Source organism: Thiothrix eikelboomii (assembly GCF_900167255.1).
In the GTDB taxonomy this organism is placed as follows: domain Bacteria; phylum Pseudomonadota; class Gammaproteobacteria; order Thiotrichales; family Thiotrichaceae; genus Thiolinea; species Thiolinea eikelboomii.
Genome location: NZ_FUYB01000020.1, coordinates 33,591 through 50,120, shown reverse-complemented (window position 1 = coordinate 50,120; position 16,530 = coordinate 33,591). Strand labels below are relative to the sequence as shown.

18 protein-coding genes are annotated in these 16,530 nt (G+C 46.0%); 12 read left to right on the top strand and 6 right to left on the bottom strand.

Translation table 11 applies throughout. The features are described from left to right. Window positions 1-186 precede the first annotated feature (186 nt). On the top strand, window positions 187-990 hold the full coding sequence (locus B5D50_RS16120; RefSeq protein WP_078923684.1) for a transglycosylase SLT domain-containing protein: 804 nt from the start codon (window positions 187-189) through the stop codon (window positions 988-990). A gap of 63 nt (window positions 991-1,053) precedes the next feature. Here B5D50_RS16120 and B5D50_RS16115 read toward each other — a convergent pair whose 3' ends face one another. Together B5D50_RS16115 and B5D50_RS16110 are read right to left on the bottom strand one after the other, a co-directional pair. Beyond that, complete coding sequence (locus tag B5D50_RS16115; protein WP_078923683.1) at window positions 1,054-2,727, bottom strand: formate--tetrahydrofolate ligase; 1,674 nt, start codon at window positions 2,725-2,727, stop codon at window positions 1,054-1,056. Between the two features lie 86 nt (window positions 2,728-2,813). Continuing rightward, complete coding sequence (locus B5D50_RS16110; protein ID WP_078923682.1) at window positions 2,814-3,239, bottom strand: hypothetical protein; 426 nt, start codon at window positions 3,237-3,239, stop codon at window positions 2,814-2,816. 121 nt (window positions 3,240-3,360) lie between these two features. On the opposite strand from B5D50_RS16110, the gene B5D50_RS16105 reads away from it, so the two are divergent. Both B5D50_RS16105 and fghA read left to right on the top strand, forming a co-directional pair. Beyond that, window positions 3,361-4,470 (top strand): S-(hydroxymethyl)glutathione dehydrogenase/class III alcohol dehydrogenase, encoded by a 1,110-nt coding sequence (locus B5D50_RS16105; protein ID WP_078923681.1) that lies wholly within the window; start codon window positions 3,361-3,363, stop codon window positions 4,468-4,470. Window positions 4,471-4,479: 9 nt separating this feature from the next. Continuing rightward, on the top strand, window positions 4,480-5,328 hold the full coding sequence (gene fghA / locus B5D50_RS16100; RefSeq protein WP_078923680.1) for an S-formylglutathione hydrolase: 849 nt from the start codon (window positions 4,480-4,482) through the stop codon (window positions 5,326-5,328). Between the two features lie 32 nt (window positions 5,329-5,360). Here fghA and B5D50_RS16095 read toward each other — a convergent pair whose 3' ends face one another. Both B5D50_RS16095 and B5D50_RS16090 read right to left on the bottom strand, forming a co-directional pair. Beyond that, window positions 5,361-6,053, bottom strand: coding sequence for a TetR/AcrR family transcriptional regulator (locus B5D50_RS16095; RefSeq protein ID WP_078923679.1), 693 nt, complete (start codon window positions 6,051-6,053; stop codon window positions 5,361-5,363). Between the two features lie 45 nt (window positions 6,054-6,098). Continuing rightward, window positions 6,099-6,947: a quinoprotein dehydrogenase-associated SoxYZ-like carrier gene (locus B5D50_RS16090; protein WP_159448656.1), complete on the bottom strand. Its 849-nt coding sequence runs from the start codon at window positions 6,945-6,947 to the stop codon at window positions 6,099-6,101. A gap of 271 nt (window positions 6,948-7,218) precedes the next feature. Here B5D50_RS16090 and B5D50_RS16085 point away from each other — a divergent pair, with 271 nt between their 5' ends. From B5D50_RS16085 to B5D50_RS16055, 7 genes are all read left to right on the top strand, one after another. Beyond that, window positions 7,219-9,108, top strand: a complete 1,890-nt coding sequence (locus tag B5D50_RS16085) for a methanol/ethanol family PQQ-dependent dehydrogenase (protein ID WP_078923677.1) — start codon at window positions 7,219-7,221, stop codon at window positions 9,106-9,108. Window positions 9,109-9,200: 92 nt separating this feature from the next. After that, window positions 9,201-10,094, top strand: coding sequence for a quinoprotein dehydrogenase-associated putative ABC transporter substrate-binding protein (locus B5D50_RS16080; protein ID WP_078923676.1), 894 nt, complete (start codon window positions 9,201-9,203; stop codon window positions 10,092-10,094). An 11-nt stretch (window positions 10,095-10,105) separates the two neighbouring features. Then, window positions 10,106-11,179 carry an SRPBCC family protein gene (locus B5D50_RS16075; RefSeq protein WP_078923675.1) on the top strand — a complete coding sequence of 358 codons (1,074 nt, stop codon included), beginning with the start codon at window positions 10,106-10,108 and terminating at the stop codon, window positions 11,177-11,179. Further along, a complete protein-coding gene (locus tag B5D50_RS16070) occupies window positions 11,179-11,910 on the top strand; it encodes a hypothetical protein (protein WP_078923674.1) in 732 nt (243 codons plus the stop codon). Before B5D50_RS16075 ends, B5D50_RS16070 begins: the two co-directional genes overlap by 1 nt. Window positions 11,911-11,984: 74 nt before the next feature. Further along, complete coding sequence (pqqA, locus tag B5D50_RS20880) at window positions 11,985-12,062, top strand: pyrroloquinoline quinone precursor peptide PqqA (protein WP_078923722.1); 78 nt, start codon at window positions 11,985-11,987, stop codon at window positions 12,060-12,062. Window positions 12,063-12,141: 79 nt separating this feature from the next. Continuing rightward, the gene (locus tag B5D50_RS16060; RefSeq protein WP_078923673.1) at window positions 12,142-13,110 is read left to right on the top strand and encodes a DUF2380 domain-containing protein; all 969 of its coding nucleotides are present in this window, start codon (window positions 12,142-12,144) and stop codon (window positions 13,108-13,110) included. A gap of 35 nt (window positions 13,111-13,145) precedes the next feature. Continuing rightward, window positions 13,146-13,586, top strand: a complete 441-nt coding sequence (locus B5D50_RS16055; protein WP_078923672.1) for a hypothetical protein — start codon at window positions 13,146-13,148, stop codon at window positions 13,584-13,586. Between the two features lie 67 nt (window positions 13,587-13,653). Here B5D50_RS16055 and mtgA read toward each other — a convergent pair whose 3' ends face one another. Next, complete coding sequence (mtgA, locus tag B5D50_RS16050) at window positions 13,654-14,355, bottom strand: monofunctional biosynthetic peptidoglycan transglycosylase (protein WP_078923721.1); 702 nt, start codon at window positions 14,353-14,355, stop codon at window positions 13,654-13,656. Window positions 14,356-14,404: 49 nt separating this feature from the next. Continuing rightward, window positions 14,405-14,731, bottom strand: coding sequence for a hypothetical protein (locus tag B5D50_RS16045; protein WP_078923671.1), 327 nt, complete (start codon window positions 14,729-14,731; stop codon window positions 14,405-14,407). Window positions 14,732-14,816: 85 nt separating this feature from the next. Between B5D50_RS16045 and B5D50_RS16040 the strand changes: the two genes are divergently transcribed. Both B5D50_RS16040 and B5D50_RS16035 read left to right on the top strand, forming a co-directional pair. Continuing rightward, the gene (locus tag B5D50_RS16040; protein WP_078923670.1) at window positions 14,817-15,740 is read left to right on the top strand and encodes an ABC transporter ATP-binding protein; all 924 of its coding nucleotides are present in this window, start codon (window positions 14,817-14,819) and stop codon (window positions 15,738-15,740) included. Next, window positions 15,737-16,510, top strand: a complete 774-nt coding sequence (locus tag B5D50_RS16035) for an ABC transporter permease (RefSeq protein WP_078923669.1) — start codon at window positions 15,737-15,739, stop codon at window positions 16,508-16,510. Before B5D50_RS16040 ends, B5D50_RS16035 begins: the two co-directional genes overlap by 4 nt. The last annotated feature ends 20 nt before the right edge of the window (window positions 16,511-16,530 follow it).

Below are 16,530 nucleotides of genomic sequence, written 5' to 3'. Positions count from 1 at the left end.
CTCCCCGATCTTTGGTTGGTAGAGCAACTGGCTTAATGACTAGATCTTCATCATTAAGCTTAATACCAGCTTAACAATCTCTATTTGCATCTTAAGCAATTGATTATTAAAAAGATGATAGGTATTCGTAATACTTAAGCAAATTCATTAGCGAATACTAGTTTTATTTTTAAGCAGAGAGAACTTATGGATAAGTTAAACCCTTACACGGCTAGCTTTGTACTGGCTACCGCTTTTGTGTTCACCCAAAGTTTCCAGACGGCCACCGCCGCTGGTTGCCAAGTGTTGAGCAAAGAAACTTTAGAAAAAAAAGCTGATCCTTATGATCAGTCGATCCGCTCAGCAGCACAAAAATATGGCGTTAAAGAAGATTTAGTCAAAGCAGTGATCACGGTTGAGAGCTGTTTTAAAAAAACCGCCCGAGGCAGTTCAGGTGAAAAAGGCTTAATGCAATTGATGCCTGCCACTGCACGCCGCTTTAATCTGAAAAATGGCTACAGTGCTTGGCAAAATGTGCATGCAGGTACGAAATATTTAAGCTACTTATTAGCCCGTTATGACGGAGATTTAAGCCGTACCGTCGCGGCTTATAATGCGGGCGAAGGCAATGTGCGTCCCGGTGGAAAAATTCGTAACCATTACTATGTCAGCAAAGTGATGAGTGCGTATGGAAAATTTAGAGGCGGCAAATCGACTCCACGCCTGCTCAAAGCTAAAGCTGAAACCCTAACGACCAGCAGCAAAAAAAGAGGTAAAACGAGTCTAAAACTTACTCAAGCAGACATCAGTGTGTTGCCTTGGTCAGAAAAAGTTAAACATCGCACCGCTGATGCCTCAAAAGTTCGTACTAGCGGGTTTAAAGTAAAACCGGGGTATACCGTGTATGAGGTCATGCGCCAAACTGGGGTTCCGGTTAAACGTCTGATTCGTTTGAATAAACTTACCTTACCTTATCACTTACAAGCAGGGCAAACCCTACGTTTGAAATAAACCCAGTCTTGAAACTTACTCCCATCAGCCGAGTTTTTAACTCGGCTGATGGTGACTCAAACGCTAAAATAAACCTTCAATCTGCCCTTGTGCGTTAATCCCAATCTGATTGGCCGCTGGCAATCTTGGTAAACCCGGCATGGTCATAATATCGCCGCAAATCACGACCACAAACTCAGCACCTGCAGCTAAACGCAGCTCACGAATCCCCACCATATGCCCACTGGGCGCACCCCGTAATTGTGGATCGGTGGAAAAGCTGTATTGAGTTTTGGCGATACACACGGGTAAATGGCCAAATCCCTCCTCTTCAAACCGAGCAAATTCAGCACGGACTTTTTTATCGGCAATAATATCATCCGCACCATACAGTTGAGTCGCAATCGTTCGTACCTTCTGCCACAGCGATAAACTATCATCATACAGCGGCGCAAACTGACTGGCTCCACTCTCGGCTAGAGCAACGACTTTATGAGCTAACTGTTCAGCGCCCTTTCCACCGTCTGACCAATGCGTACACACGATAGCCTCGACACCATAAGCAGCTGCTGATTCTCTAATCGCGGCCAATTCAGCATCCGTATCGGTATTAAAACGATTGATCCCCACCACCACCGGTACGCCAAAGCTTTTCACATTACGAATATGCCGCGCTAAGTTGGCACAACCTTTTTTTACCGCTTCGACATTTTCTTGACCCACCTCGGTAAAGGCAATTCCGCCATTCATTTTTAAAGCTCGCACTGTTGCTACGATCACAGCAGCAGCAGGCGATAACTTGGCTTTGCGGCATTTAATATCAAAGAACTTCTCGGCACCTAGGTCTGCACCAAAGCCTGCTTCTGTGACTACATAATCAGCTAATTTTAAAGCTGTTTTCGTGGCCATTACAGAGTTACAACCATGCGCAATATTGGCAAACGGACCGCCATGAATAAAGGCTGGATTATTTTCTAAGGTTTGTACCAAATTAGGTTGTAAAGCATCTTTTAAGAGAGCCGCCATTGCGCCATCGGCTTGCAAATCACGGGCACGAACGGGCTGCTTTTGACGATTAACACCGATAATAATATTGCCTAGGCGCTTGCGTAGATCCTCTAAGCTAGTGGCTAAACAGAGAATAGCCATCACCTCAGAAGCCACCGTAATATCAAAACCATCTTCACGCGGATAACCATTGGCAGCACCACCTAATGAGCTGACAATATTGCGAAGTGCACGATCATTCATATCCATCACGCGCTTCCAAGTCACCCGCCGTGCATCAATGTGTAGTTCATTGCCCCAGTGAATATGGTTATCAATCAAGGCAGCTAACAAATTATGCGCTGAAGTAATCGCATGGAAATCACCCGTGAAATGTAAATTAATATCCTCCATCGGAATGACTTGTGCATAACCTCCGCCTGCAGCCCCCCCTTTCATTCCAAAACAAGGCCCAAGGCTTGGCTCACGTAAGCAAATGGCTGCTTTTTTACCAATATAGTTCAGCGCATCACCTAAACCGACGGTAGTCGTAGTCTTACCCTCACCCGCAGGCGTGGGGCTAATGGCAGTCACCAAGATCAATTTACCATTCGGTTTATCTTGCAAGCTGTTAATAAAGTCGAGGTTAATTTTGGCTTTGCTATGTCCAAAAGGGCTGAGAACTTCCCAAGGAATATCTAAGTTTTCGCCAATTTTTTTAATCGCTAACGGTTTAGCGGCACGGGCAATATCAATATCGCTGTTAGACATCAGACTCGATCCTGTGGTGGTATGGATGAGCCTCACTATACACTTAAAATTTTATTGATTGAACAGTCAATCAAAGTAGAGACTCATCATTCTAAACGACCTTCAGCTCGTCGAGCTGCACGCTCAAATGGGTTATCTAAATAAAAACATTTACCTTGGCTGAGTACCCACAAACCTGCCGCCAAATAGATCAAAGGGAAGAAAAATCCCCAGCGTTCAAATTGGCGTACATGCTCACGTTCATGCACTCGGGTTCGATTCAGATAATCAGGCGAGATACCGATCACAATATGCCCTAAGGTAATCGCCGCCACAGCCCCCAATAAGGGCAAACCTCGATTTAAGCCCTGTCCTAATTTGCCACCCCAAATTTCTAAGACACCGGAATGCAGCGCATAAGCTCCCCCGGTGCAACTTGCTAACCAAGCCAAAGGTAAAAATAATACCGTAACCGGAGCTACCCACAGATATTTAAGAACCCGCAAACCCTGAGCACTTAATCCTTGCAACATCGAGGACTATCCTCTTGAAAGAGATTGACAGAAATGAACATTCATTCTAGCTTAATCAGTTTAAGCAGCCATCAGTCTATAATAGACTTTATCCTTCTCTAACTAATAAGGAGCTACTCTTATGAAATGTAAAGCCGCCGTCGCTTGGGAACCCAAAAAACCATTAGAAATTGAAGAGGTTGAAGTTGAAGGGCCTCGTTCAGGTGAAGTACTCCTCAAAGTTCATGCCTCGGGCGTTTGCCATACCGATGCTTTCACTTTATCCGGTGATGATCCAGAAGGCGCCTTCCCCTGCATCCTTGGCCATGAAGGTGGCTGTGAAGTCGTTGAATGCGGCCCTGAAGTTAAAGGTTTAAAACCCGGCGATCATGTCATTCCTTTGTATATTCCAGAATGCGGTGTTTGTGAATATTGTCTCTCCACTAAATCGAATCTTTGCCAGTCGATTGCATCGACCGTTTGGACGGGATACATGCCTGATGGTACGCGCCGTTTCTCAAAAAATGGACAAGCCATTTATCATTATATGGGTTGCTCGACCTTCTCAGAATATACCGTTGTTCCAGAAATCGCCCTCGCTAAAATCAACCCCACCGCTCCATTGGATAAAGTTTGCCTATTAGGTTGTGGCGTCACGACAGGGATTGGAGCGGTGTTGAATACCGCTAAAGTTCACCCCGGCGCTACCGTTGCTATCTTTGGCTTGGGTGGTATTGGTTTGTCCTGCATTCAAGGTGCAGTGATGGCACAAGCAGGACGGATTATCGCGGTAGACATTAATCCTGATAAATGGCCGATTGCCCAAGCTTTAGGAGCTACTGATTTTGTAAATCCTAAAGGAATCACTGGCTCAGTCACGGATGCGATTAAAGAAATGACCCATGGTGGCGTCGATTACTCGTTTGAATGCATCGGCAATGTGCACGTCATGCGCGAAGCCTTAGAATGTACCCATATGGGTTGGGGCGTTTCGACTATTATTGGGGTTGCAGGGGCAGGTCAGGAAATTTCTACTCGACCCTTCCAATTAGTCACAGGGCGTACTTGGAAAGGCACCGCTTTTGGTGGAGTCAAAGGGCGTACTGAACTACCCGGTTATGTTGATCGTTATCTGCAGGGTGATATTGAACTCGATCGGATGGTGACACATACCATGCCCTTAGAAGATATTAACCGTGCTTTTGACCTGATGCATGAGGGTGAAAGTATTCGCTCTGTGATTATTTTCTAAGGAGGCGGCATGAAGCAGATCGAACAAATCAAAGAATGGGGTGGCTATCTAAATCGCTATACCCATTATGCTAATACCTGTCAGTGTGAGATGACTTTCTCAGTTTATTTGCCTCCTCAGGCTGCTACACAGCGCGTCCCTGCACTGTATTGGCTGTCAGGCTTAACCTGTACAGATGATAATTTCCGCGTCAAAGCGGGTGCTCAACGCTATGCTGCCGACTATGGCATTGCCTTGATTATTCCTGATACCAGCCCACGAGGTGACTCGGTACCAGATATTCCCGAGCGCTATGATCAAGGTAAAGGGGCTGGATTTTATGTGAATGCCACGCAAGCACCTTGGGCAGAAAACTACCAAATGGATGCCTATATTACCCGCGAGTTACCTGCACTCGTCGAAGAGCACTTACCCTTATTGCCGGGTATTCGCTCGATTAGTGGGCATTCGATGGGTGGACATGGTGCTCTCGTCTGTGCCTTACGCAATCCGGGCATGTATCGCTCCGTTTCAGCCTTTGCACCGATTTGCAATCCTAGCCTTAGCCCGTGGGGTTTGGCTTGCTTTTCGCTGTATCTCGGGGAAGAGCGTGCTTTATGGGAACAATATGACGCGGTTTGCTTGATTAAAGCCGGAGCACAAATACCGACCGAAATCTTAGTGGACCAAGGAACAGCCGATGAATTTCTGGATGCAGGGCAATTGCTGCCAGAAAACTTGAAAGCAGCCTGTAAACTGATGGAGCTACCGCTACGGCTTCGAATGCAAGAAGGCTATGATCATAGTTACCATTTCATTGGTTCATTCATTGGCGAACATATCGCTTACCATGCTCAAGTCTTAGGCTTAAGGCGTTAGCTTACCCATCGTCAAGGCGGCCAAGCACTCAGCTAAGCGGCCGCCTCAGTGGTTGCAAGGCTTGGACTTGACTGATTGAGATTCAGGGTATCGGTATATAAATTAGCAGGGCTAGTGACTAGAGTCGGTACAGCCTTACATAAACCGATTTTAGCGGTTAATAAGACCTCATCGAGATATTCAATTAAAGGGCGTTCGATTTTTCCTTCTAAGCGCAATTGAATCATGCGGATCGCCCCACCAAACATTGCCGAGGCCGCGACCCAAGTATCCATTTGTCGAAACTCGCCACATTCCATACCCTGCTGCACAATAGCTCGCATCTTAATAAAAGCCGAGGAATCAGATGGCTGCGGCTCTTCTGGTAGGAATTCAGCGTGTTTGGGGTGGAAAGCAAAAGCAATAATATTCCGGTGGGATTCCGTATAAGCAAATAGGTCAGCAATCACCCGCTTACACTGCTCTACGGGTGAGCCACCCTCAGCAATCGCATCATCCACTGCCTGATCTAACTCATGGAGGATATGTTGATACAGAGCGCGTGCTACCCCTTCTTTACCCCCAAAATAATTATAAATTGAGCCAATACTGACCTGCGCTTGCTTTTGAATTTCATGGATAGAAATATTGTGATAACCGTGTTGAACGAAGAGATCAAGCGCTGCGGTCAAAATACGGCAATCAATAGGCTCAGGTTGTGGAATGACTTTTTTAAGGTATGGCATACGTTTCTAAAATCTTGGTTATAACGAGTTCATTGGTTTGATGGTCTAGGGAAAGCCCTTCCCTACTTTATCAATCCGCTGTTGATGCTTAAAAGTCTGACCATCCGTGTCGGTGACAACTGCGGCTAGTATACCTGATTTTTCAGGCATGAGATAAAACTGGAAATTAGGATTCTCACTGATGGAAATATCGGTCTCGGCACTAAAGACCAATTGCTCATCGAGGGTGACCTCGATGGTTTTGATATAGCGGGGTGGAATTGGCAAAGTGCTGACTTGATCACGCTGCAAACCCGATAGATTGGGATGCACAATCGACAGGCGCGTAGGTCTCAACTCTGCAGCTGGACTGTCTGCAGATTTCGTATTAAAACGCATCTCACCAATCGTTTGGTCTGCGCGACTATTACTGGCAGGGGCTGAACATCCCCCACTGGCTTTGACATAACGACCACTCATATATAACTTGCCATCATTGGTTTCGGCAATCACCCGCACCGGTGAATAGGCATCGACTCTAATCAGCAACTCCAGATTAGCGCGCGCTAACAGCGGTGTGAGCTTAAACTTACCCGCTAAGGGATTCGGATTATTATCTATAATCAAATGTAAACTTTGCAGATAACGCTCAGCCGATTGAGGAAACCCCGCTTGGATGCGGATTGGTACTAAAGCACCATCTTCCGCCCGAGCAGGGGCTTGCAAACTAATCACCGACTCATCCCATACTATCGTTTTATCTTGAAAATAAAAGCTTTTTAGGCGCGACAACCATGCTTGCTCCTGCTCTGTTGTCAGCGGCACAGAGAGTGAATTGAGCGGGAACTCCGCATAACCGACCTTAGAAATCAAGACAACAAAAACTATCGTGATCAGGCTATAAGTCAACTTCATGATTACTCGCTCCGAATCAGCTGTATAGACGCACTCATGGAATGTTTTTTGACTATTGACAAAAATGAACATTCATTCTAATCTGGTTTTGGCTTAAAAACCAATGAAATAAGCAGGTCAATACCACCTTGGCTAACTAATATTATTTTTATCAGAACATAAGATTTTATTTTCGACCGCTCTGGATTGAAATGTTTGCTTCTGAAAAATGACTCTAGCGGTGGCACTACTTGCTAACAGGTTAGGTCATCTATTTTGGAGGAGCAGCAATATGAAGCAATTAGTAAGGCGTCTGACTTTAGCTATGCTGGTGGCCGGTATCCCAACAGGGGTTACCTTGGCCAATGATTCGGTCATGCAGGCCATCGCAGATCCCAATAACTGGGCTATTTGGGGCGGCAATTATAGTGGCAACCGCTACAGCAGTTTAGATCAGATTAACGCCGGTAATGTCGCTAATCTTAGACCCGAATGGACATTTTCGACCGGTGTACTCCGTGGGCACGAAGGCGGTCCACTTGTCATCGGCGAAACCATGTATATCCAAACCCCCTTCCCTAATAAAGTTTTCGCGATTAATCTCAACGATCAAACCGTTATCTGGCAATACGAGCCTAAGCAAGACACCAGTGTAATCCCCGTCATGTGCTGCGATACGGTTAATCGTGGCTTGGCCTATGCTGATGGCAAAGTTTTCCTACAACAAGCGGACACGACTTTAGTCGCTCTCGATGCGAAAACTGGGGCTTTGGCTTGGAGTGTGAAAAACGGTGACCCGAAAAAAGGTGAAACCAATACTAATGCCCCGATTGTGGTCAAAGACAAAATTTACACAGGCATCAGTGGTGGTGAGTTTGGAGTCCGTGGTTTTATGGCGGCCTATAACATCAAGGACGGTTCTTTAGCTTGGAAATGCTATAGCACCGGTCCTGATGCGGAAATGTGCATGGATCCAGAAAAGACCACTACTTGGGGTGGCACGGATAAAGGTATCGTTCCTGTTGGCAAAGACTCGAGTTTAAGTACTTGGCAAGGTGATCAGTGGAAGATCGGGGGGGGGACGACTTGGGGTTGGTATTCTTATGATCCTGATCTGAATTTAATCTATTACGGGACTGGCAACCCCAGTACTTGGAATCCAGTGGTGCGCCCGGGTGACAATAAATGGTCTATGACTATTATGGCACGTGATGCAGATACCGGGCAGGCCAAGTGGGTTTACCAAATGACCCCCCATGATGAATGGGACTATGATGGTGTCAACGAGATTCAACTCGTCAAAAGCAAACTGGATGGCAAGGACATCAAAGCCTTAGTTCATTTTGATCGGAATGGTTTTGCCTACACCATGAATGCAGAAACTGGTGCTGTGCTGCTTGCTGAAAAATATGATCCAGCTGTCAATTGGGCAACTCATGTCGATATGAAAACAGGTCGTCCTGTAGTCGTTGATCAATACAGTACCCACAAAAATGGCGCTGATGTCAATACCAAAGGGGTTTGTCCTGCGGCCTTAGGTTCTAAAGACCAACAACCTTCCGCCTTCTCTCCCAAAACAGGTCTGTTCTACGTCCCTACCAACCATGTCTGCATGGACTATGAACCTTTCCAAGTCGATTATGTTGCAGGTCAACCCTATGTCGGTGCTACTTTGAGCATGTATCCAGCTGGCAAAGTCACCAATAATGGCACTTCAAATCTTGGCAACTTTATTGCGTGGGATGCGACCAGCGGTAAGATCAAATGGTCAATCCCTGAACCCTTCTCTGTATGGAGTGGTGCTCTAGCTACCGCAGGCGATGTGGTGTTCTATGGTACTTTGGAAGGCTACTTAAAAGCGATTGATGCCAGTACCGGCAAAGAATTATATCGCTTCAAAACACCCTCTGGGATTATCGGCAATGTCAATACTTGGAGTTTCAAAGGCAAACAGTATATTGGCGTATTGTCTGGTATTGGTGGTTGGGCAGGTATCGGTATGGCAGCTGGTCTACAAGGAGATACCGATGGCCTAGGTGCAGTGGGTGCTTATAAAAGCTTGAGTGCTTATACCCAACTAGGTGGTGTCTTGACGGTGTTTGCTTTACCTGATGCCCCCAAAGCCGCTGCCGCAGAAACACCTGAGTTGAAAAAAGTGGCTGAATTAAAACAGCCTCAGTAAGCAGCATGCTTAGTTTGTAAACTGCGTTCGGAAGCATCTATAGACCTCTAGGATGGGTGCTTCCCCTTTAGCTCAAAAGGAAAAGATGCCAGATGAAACTTGTTAAACCTGCTTCTAACCTAAGTGCCTTATGCATTTGCCTTGGCTTAGTTGGGGTTTGCTTAAACCCTGCTGTGGCGGATGATCCACCGCCAGCACGTCAAGCCCTCAAAGTCTGTGCTGATCCACAATACCTGCCTTTTTCTAATCAAGAGGGTAAAGGCTATGAAAACCGTCTTGCTCAAATCATCGCAACTGAGCTGCAATTACCGATCGAATATACTTGGTTTCCACAACGCTTAGGCTTTATCCGTAACACTCTCCGCCAAGAACTGCCGGATGGCACAGGTTTTTTATGTGATCTAGTGATGGGTCTGCCACAAGGTTACGAGCTAACCGCCACCACTGACCCTTATATGCAATCTACTTACGCGCTCGTGATTCGCTCCGATGGCTCACTTAGCAAGCTCCAACAAGCAACGGATTTACTGACAAGTGATCCAGCTAATGCTGAACAGATCAAAATTGGTATTACTGAAACTAGCCCAGGGGCAGCATGGCTGGCTAAATATCAGTTACACCAATATATGAGTCCTTATGCAGCACAAACAGGTGACCCTGCTGATTTCCCCGGTAAACCCATCTTGACCGATTTATTAGCCGGTCAATTAGATGCTGCTATTGTTTGGGGACCAACCGCCGCTTATTTCACCCGCCATCAACAAGCAGGGCGCAGTTTAAAGATGCTGCCGCTTAAATCCGAGGCAGGTGTAAAGTTCAATTATGCTATTTCTGCAGGTGTACGCTTTGGGGAAAAAGCTTGGAAAGAACAAATCAATACTATTTTGCATAATAAACAGGCTGAAATTCAAAAAATCTTACGGGAGGAGTATCAAATCCCGTTAGTTGATGATGCAGGCGAAGTGCTTGCCGCTACGAGTCAATAGGAGAATCTTAGATGCAATTAACCCAACAAGTATCACTAGCAGCTTGCCTTGGTCTAATGTTTGCCCTGCCCGCTTGGGCAGCCGATGTGCAGCGTCAGCATGTCGAGCAAAGTATTCAATTAACTGCACCTGTCGATAAAGTCTGGGCTGTAGTGGGTAAATTTGAAGGGCTGCATGAATGGCATCCCTCGATCAAGACGACCATTATGAAAAACCCGCTAACCCGTGTGCTCGATTTAGGGGAAGGTCGCTTGCTCACTGAAGAATTAGAGACAAAAAGTGATGCTAATATGTCACTCAGCTACCGCATTACCCAAATGAGCACCGTTGAAACCATTCAAGTAGAGGGTAAACCGGTTGAAAAGAAAGTCCTCCCGGTTAATACCTATTCCAGTACTCTGAGCGTTAAACCTGCTGGAACAGGCAGCCAAGTTGTTTGGAGTGGTGATTTTCACCCTGCATGGTTAGGCACGGGTACTCCACCCGTCGGTATGAGTAGCCAAGATGCAATCAATGTGATGACCAATGTTTTTCAAGTGGGTTTAAATAACTTGCTCAAATCACTGAATAGCACAGCAGCAGCTCCTACTGCGACTGCTTCAGCTACACCAGCTACTCCAACAGCTGCTGCACCTGCTCCAACAACTGCTGCGCCTGCTCCAACAACTGCTGCTCCAGCTCCAACAACTGCTGCGCCTGCTCCAACAACAACTGCTGCTCCAGCTCCGGTTACCGTCACAGCAGCCGGAGGGACTCCGTATGAAGGGCATGTCAAATGTGAAGGTAGTCAGTGCAAAGTAGATACCTTTCTTATCAAAGGTTTCCGTACATTTGGCCAATGTCAGGTCTGCCACGGTATGGATGGGGGTGGAAGTACAATTGCCCCTAGTTTATTAGTTAAACTCAAAGAACTGGATCACCCTACCTTTGTGGATCGAGTGACTAATGGCTATAAAGGGCAAATTGGGGTGATGCCCGAGTGGAAAACCAACCCGAATATCATGAATAACCTCGAGAACCTTTATGCTTACTTAAAAGCGCGGGCTGATGGCGTGATTCCCGCAGGAAACTTGGAGCGCTTTTAATGAAAACCCTGCAGTGGGCTAACAGCCGGAGACAGTTTGCCCAGCCTATTATTACTCGAGGACTTAATGTGTTTGTCTGTGCTGCACTGGTATTATCAGCACCTCTCCATGCTGATAATACCAGCGCCAGCCCAGATGCTAATGCCTTTTCCCCTGCGAACACTGCGCTATTTGCGACCAATCATATGCAACAGGTTAAACCCGAACAAACCCTCGTGTATGCAGTTCAACAAACGGGGAGTATGGTTCCCAGCATTCAAGATACCGTTACCCTCAAATTAGCAGCTGCTCAAGCCGGGCATACGGAAGCGCATCTTGAGTTTATGACCGGTGAAAACCATCGCTGGACACCACCTTTTGCCGACCCAACTGGTAATCCGGTCTTAACCTTATTTCTACAAAGTGATATTCATGAAATGGAACGCATTAATGGTGGGCAATGGCGGCATTTCCAAAAATACATTAAGTTTGCCCTAGAAAAGGCCGACTTCAGTGCGACTAGCTTTGAATATGCAGGGCAGCACTATCAGGGTAAAAAAATCAGTATCCAGCCTTATCTTGATGACCCTGAGAAGAGCAAATTCATCAACCCAGCCTTCATCAAAAAACAATATGAATTCATCCTTGCTGATGAATTACCCGGAGGGATTTATAAAATTACAACTGAGGTACCCGGTACAAGTGCTGACCAACCGGTTGCTCATAAAGAGTTGCTGCTGCGTGCGCCCTAATCCGCCGCCCTCAGTAACAAGCGGTCTGCTATAGCGGGCTATTCTTCAATCTTGATTAAACAGGAATCCTTATTATGAAAAAGTGGACTAAGCCTAGTTTCAAAGATCTGCGTTATGGCTTTGAAATCAATTTGTACATTATGAATCGTTAATTAAACTTTGATTAACTAACGAGCAAACTTCCCCTGCTGCAAGGTAGGGGAAGTTGCAGACTCTAGCAGGATAGCTCACATGCTTACCGCTCGAACTGGTTGGATTTGGCCGTTTTACTCGCTTGTTTCTGCTCTACAGTATCTACTGCTCATTGCTTGTGTTTTATCAACTCCAGCACAAGCGCTGCCGACTAGCAATACCGAGGCTAAGAGTTTGGCGATTTTAGCTTTTGAACTGCATGACCTAACCCTATTGCCTGCTACTCCAGCAGAACTAGAGCGAACTCAAGCCGCTCAAGGTATCTTAGCCAAGGCACTGCAAACAGCAGGCTACCGAATTATTCAAGTTGATCCAATCCTACAAAACCAAGCGAATCAAGGAGTGGGCTATTTAGTCGCTCATCCTGAAAAAGCAGCCGCCCTCGGTAAAACCCTCCAAGCTGACTATGTGCTAGTGGGGCGCATACAAAAACCTAGCTTTTTATTCGCTTATTTATTTATACAAGTCATTGAGGTTAACACGGGTCAACAGCTAGCTGAATTGAGTGTAGAGGCCAAAGGTCAAACCCTCGAAGCGAGCCACCGCGCTTTATTACAGCTAGCGAGCTCAGTTCAAGCGCTGCTTCCGTATCCCAAGCAGTCCCTCGCTCATACCCCAACCGTTACACCCAGTTTTAACGCCCCGATCTATCAAAAAACTACCCAGAAAGCTTTTACCGCAGTGATTGATGACTTAGTGTTTGCCATCAGTCAGCATAATTTTCGTCTGACTGAGCAGGCGAATATTGGACGTGCGATTGCAGAACGTGAGGAAAAAGATTTCCCGCAGTTAACCGTCCTCCATTTCTGTAATCTAACCTATGCTCAAGCCTTGCTAGAAAAACAGCTGGCTTCATCTTTGCAAATGCCCTGCCGAATTAGTGTACGGCAAGTAGGCGATCAAGTTGTGATTGAAACACTGTTGCTAGCCGATAATGCGGTGCAACAAGCCTTAATAGATGAAATTAATCAAATCCTGCAAGCCATCGTTGATACGGGAGCCGCTTAAGCTCTTTTCTTGTTTTATTTCAGAAGGACTCACCCATGCAATCAGCTGATCATCAACTCCGTATAAGCCTCAACCGGATCTTGAGTGGGCTTATCTTAGGCTTTTGTCTGCTTAGCAGCTCATTAGCGGATTCCCCAGCACCCACTCCAGCTCCAAGCGCCGCTGTCCCAAGCAATGACTACCCGACACAAGCACGGGTCGAATATGTCTTTGGCTGTATGCATAAATACGGGGGCGAAAACTATGATCATCTCTATGGTTGTGTCTGTGCCATCGACAAAATCGCCGAAAAAATCCCTTATGCCAATTTTGTTGCCACCAGTACCCTCGCTGTGATGATTAAAACCCCCGGTGAACGGGGCGGGGCTTTTCGAGATGCGGCCGGCGGCCGTGAAGCGATCAAAGCCTTTGATAGTTTTATCGCCGAGACAGAGGCCACCTGTGGGCTAAAGAAAAAGAAACCAGCGGCTAACTAACCACCTAACTATCTAGCTACCATAGATAGTAGCAAAGGCTTGAAGCTGGCTAGCTCAGTTAGCCGCTTTAGAGTTGCTCTAAATACGCGACTCCACCTAATTGGCGCATTTGACGCAAAATAAAACGCTGGCGCTTTTGAATATATTTCGAAGGCTTCACCACACTATAAACTTCAGGCAAAGGTAAGACGGCCGCAAGCAGAGCCGCATCCTGTTCAGACAAACGAGCGACAGGTTTCTTAAATAAAAATTCACTGGCCGCCCCCACCCCATAATCTGCCTCACTGAACTGGGCAATATTCAAATAAACCTCCAGAATACGTTCTTTACTCCAAAGTGTTTCAATTAAAACTGCCAAGCCCCATTCCAGTCCTTTCCGTAAATAGCTACGCCCACCCCAGAGAAATAAATTCTTCGCCACCTGTTGAGTAATGGTACTACCGCCACCACTGGACTCACCGTCTAAAGCAGCTTGAATCGCACGTTCAGTCGCCCCCCGATCAATGCCCCAATGTTCAGGAAATAGCTGATCCTCAGCAGCAATCGCAGCTAAAGCTACTTCTGGGGGAATTTGCTCCATACTCACCCATTGATGGCGTACTTGCGGAACAGTTTCGTCAAAGATACGGGCCATCGACTGCTGCAACATAAAAGAGGAACTCGGTAAAGGGGCAACACGAAAAATCAGCAACAACAAAACAATCAGCAAGAATAGCAGCAAAGGCAACCGCCAGAGCCAATGCAAATAACTTAATTTAAAATCGGGCACTACCCAACCAGCCTTGGTCAATTCAGGAGAAAACAGCACTCTAGCGAATTCACTGCTTGGGAACAATCTGTGTTTCAACTCGGCAATTACCCGCAATTGCACAGGCTTGGGTTGCAGAAAAGCTTCGTAATTGCTGATCCCATTGTTGCTGATGGGCTTGTAGGCTATTAAAGGTTTGCGAATAGACCTGCTGCTGTAATTGCAATTGCTGTAAAATCAAAGCTTGTTGCTGTTGTTGCTCCAGCAGCATTTGTTGCTCTGCCGTTAGAGTGGGTGGTTGTACAGTCGGTTGTACGATGGGTTGTTGTTTTTGCTCGCAGGCATTCACTAGCAGGCATAAGCTTAGGAATAACCCGTTTTTTAGATAAGTCGACATGCCTTAGCTCCTTGGCTTTGATCAGGATTTCTCAGTGATCACTGGATCATGTTAAGATCCGCGCTCTCGCCAATGGGGAAAATCCATGACAGCTGCACTTGCGATCACCGCTTTACGCAAAACTTATGACAATGGCTTCACTGCGCTCAAAGGGATTGATTTGAGCGTACAGCAAGGAGATTTTTATGCGCTCCTAGGGGCGAATGGCGCTGGTAAATCCACGACAATTGGTATTATTAGCTCCTTAGTGAACAAAACCTCCGGCACGGTGACTATCTTTGGCTATGACCTCGATACTCAGCGCGAACAGGCTAAAGCTCAGCTTGGGTTAGTCCCGCAAGAATTCAATTTCAATGTGTTTGAGCCAGTCGGTGAGATCTTAATTAATCAAGGGGGTTATTACGGTATTGAACGCACCATCGCTACGGAGCGAGCTGAAAAACTGTTAAAGCAACTCGGTTTATGGGACAAACGTAAAGAACAAGCACGTACCTTATCCGGCGGCATGAAACGACGCTTAATGATTGCTCGTGCCTTAATCCACGAACCGCGTTTATTGATTCTAGACGAACCCACGGCTGGCGTAGATATTGAGATTCGGCGCTCGATGTGGGAATTTCTGACCGACTTAAATAAATCAGGCCTGACGATCATTCTCACGACCCATTATTTGGAAGAAGCCGAAAGCTTATGCCGAAATATTGGGATTATTGACCAAGGCCAACTCATTGAAAACACTAGCATGAAAAGCTTGCTAGGGCGTTTAGATACAGAAACCTATGTCTTTGACTTAGTTAAACCCATTGAACACATCGAGGATCTAGGAGCTTGCCATTTTCAACTACGCGACCCGACCACGCTTGAAGTGTCTTATCACAAACAAGATTTTTCTTTGAATCAAATTTTTGCCTTTTTAAATGAACAAGGCTTACACGTATTAAGTATGCGCAATAAAACCAACCGCCTCGAACAACTCTTTATAGATTTAGTAGAGGGTAATAAAGCATGAATGCTCAGCAAAAATGGACCGCTTATTACACTATTCTGATTCGTGAAGTTTTGCGCTTCTCACGCATTTGGATACAAACCATCCTGCCACCCGTGATCACCACTGCCTTGTATTTCATTATTTTTGGTAATTTAATTGGCCCTGCGATTGGTGAAATGCATGGCTTCTCTTATATGGAGTTTATCGTCCCCGGCCTAATTATGATGGCAGTGATCACCAACTCCTATGCCAATGTGGTGTCTTCTTTCTATGGCAGCAAATTCCAAGGCAATATTGCGGAAATGCTGGTTTCACCTGTACCGAATTGGATTATTTTAGCGGGTTTTGTCAGTGGTGGCATTGCACGCGGAATGGCAGTAGGGGTGGCAGTCACCCTCGTGTCTTTAATCTTTAGCAAGCTATATATCGAGCATTTATGGGTTATGTTTACGATTGGCTTATTGACCTCGACCTTGTTTTCTTTAGCGGGTCTAATCAATGGGGTTTACGCGAAAAGCTTCGATGATATTTCTATTGTGCCAACCTTCGTCCTCACGCCTTTGACCTACTTAGGCGGTGTGTTCTACTCCATTACTATGCTACCTGAAATTTGGCAAAAAATTTCTTTGCTCAATCCGGTCTTGTATATGGTGAATGGCTTCCGCTATGGGGTATTGGGGATTGCAGATCTACCTATTTGGATTAGCTATCTGATTATTCTAGGCTTTATTTTTATTCTAGCGAGTTTCAGTCTGTATTTGTTGAATCGCGGGATTGGGACTAGAACTTAAACAGTAGCCGACATCAACCT

Coding starts and splice junctions, on each gene's coding strand:
- fghA (WP_078923680.1), top strand. CDS start 4,480: ATGAAGCAGATCGAACAAATCAAAGAATGGGGTGGCTATCTAAATCGC.
- B5D50_RS16045 (WP_078923671.1), bottom strand. CDS start 14,731: ATGTCGACTTATCTAAAAAACGGGTTATTCCTAAGCTTATGCCTGCTA.
- B5D50_RS16035 (WP_078923669.1), top strand. CDS start 15,737: ATGAATGCTCAGCAAAAATGGACCGCTTATTACACTATTCTGATTCGT.
- B5D50_RS16075 (WP_078923675.1), top strand. CDS start 10,106: ATGCAATTAACCCAACAAGTATCACTAGCAGCTTGCCTTGGTCTAATG.
- B5D50_RS16110 (WP_078923682.1), bottom strand. CDS start 3,239: ATGTTGCAAGGATTAAGTGCTCAGGGTTTGCGGGTTCTTAAATATCTG.
- pqqA (WP_078923722.1), top strand. CDS start 11,985: ATGAAAAAGTGGACTAAGCCTAGTTTCAAAGATCTGCGTTATGGCTTT.
- B5D50_RS16095 (WP_078923679.1), bottom strand. CDS start 6,053: ATGCCATACCTTAAAAAAGTCATTCCACAACCTGAGCCTATTGATTGC.
- B5D50_RS16070 (WP_078923674.1), top strand. CDS start 11,179: ATGAAAACCCTGCAGTGGGCTAACAGCCGGAGACAGTTTGCCCAGCCT.
- B5D50_RS16090 (WP_159448656.1), bottom strand. CDS start 6,947: ATGAAGTTGACTTATAGCCTGATCACGATAGTTTTTGTTGTCTTGATT.
- B5D50_RS16055 (WP_078923672.1), top strand. CDS start 13,146: ATGCAATCAGCTGATCATCAACTCCGTATAAGCCTCAACCGGATCTTG.
- B5D50_RS16085 (WP_078923677.1), top strand. CDS start 7,219: ATGAAGCAATTAGTAAGGCGTCTGACTTTAGCTATGCTGGTGGCCGGT.
- B5D50_RS16080 (WP_078923676.1), top strand. CDS start 9,201: ATGAAACTTGTTAAACCTGCTTCTAACCTAAGTGCCTTATGCATTTGC.
- B5D50_RS16060 (WP_078923673.1), top strand. CDS start 12,142: ATGCTTACCGCTCGAACTGGTTGGATTTGGCCGTTTTACTCGCTTGTT.
- B5D50_RS16040 (WP_078923670.1), top strand. CDS start 14,817: ATGACAGCTGCACTTGCGATCACCGCTTTACGCAAAACTTATGACAAT.
- B5D50_RS16115 (WP_078923683.1), bottom strand. CDS start 2,727: ATGTCTAACAGCGATATTGATATTGCCCGTGCCGCTAAACCGTTAGCG.
- B5D50_RS16120 (WP_078923684.1), top strand. CDS start 187: ATGGATAAGTTAAACCCTTACACGGCTAGCTTTGTACTGGCTACCGCT.
- B5D50_RS16105 (WP_078923681.1), top strand. CDS start 3,361: ATGAAATGTAAAGCCGCCGTCGCTTGGGAACCCAAAAAACCATTAGAA.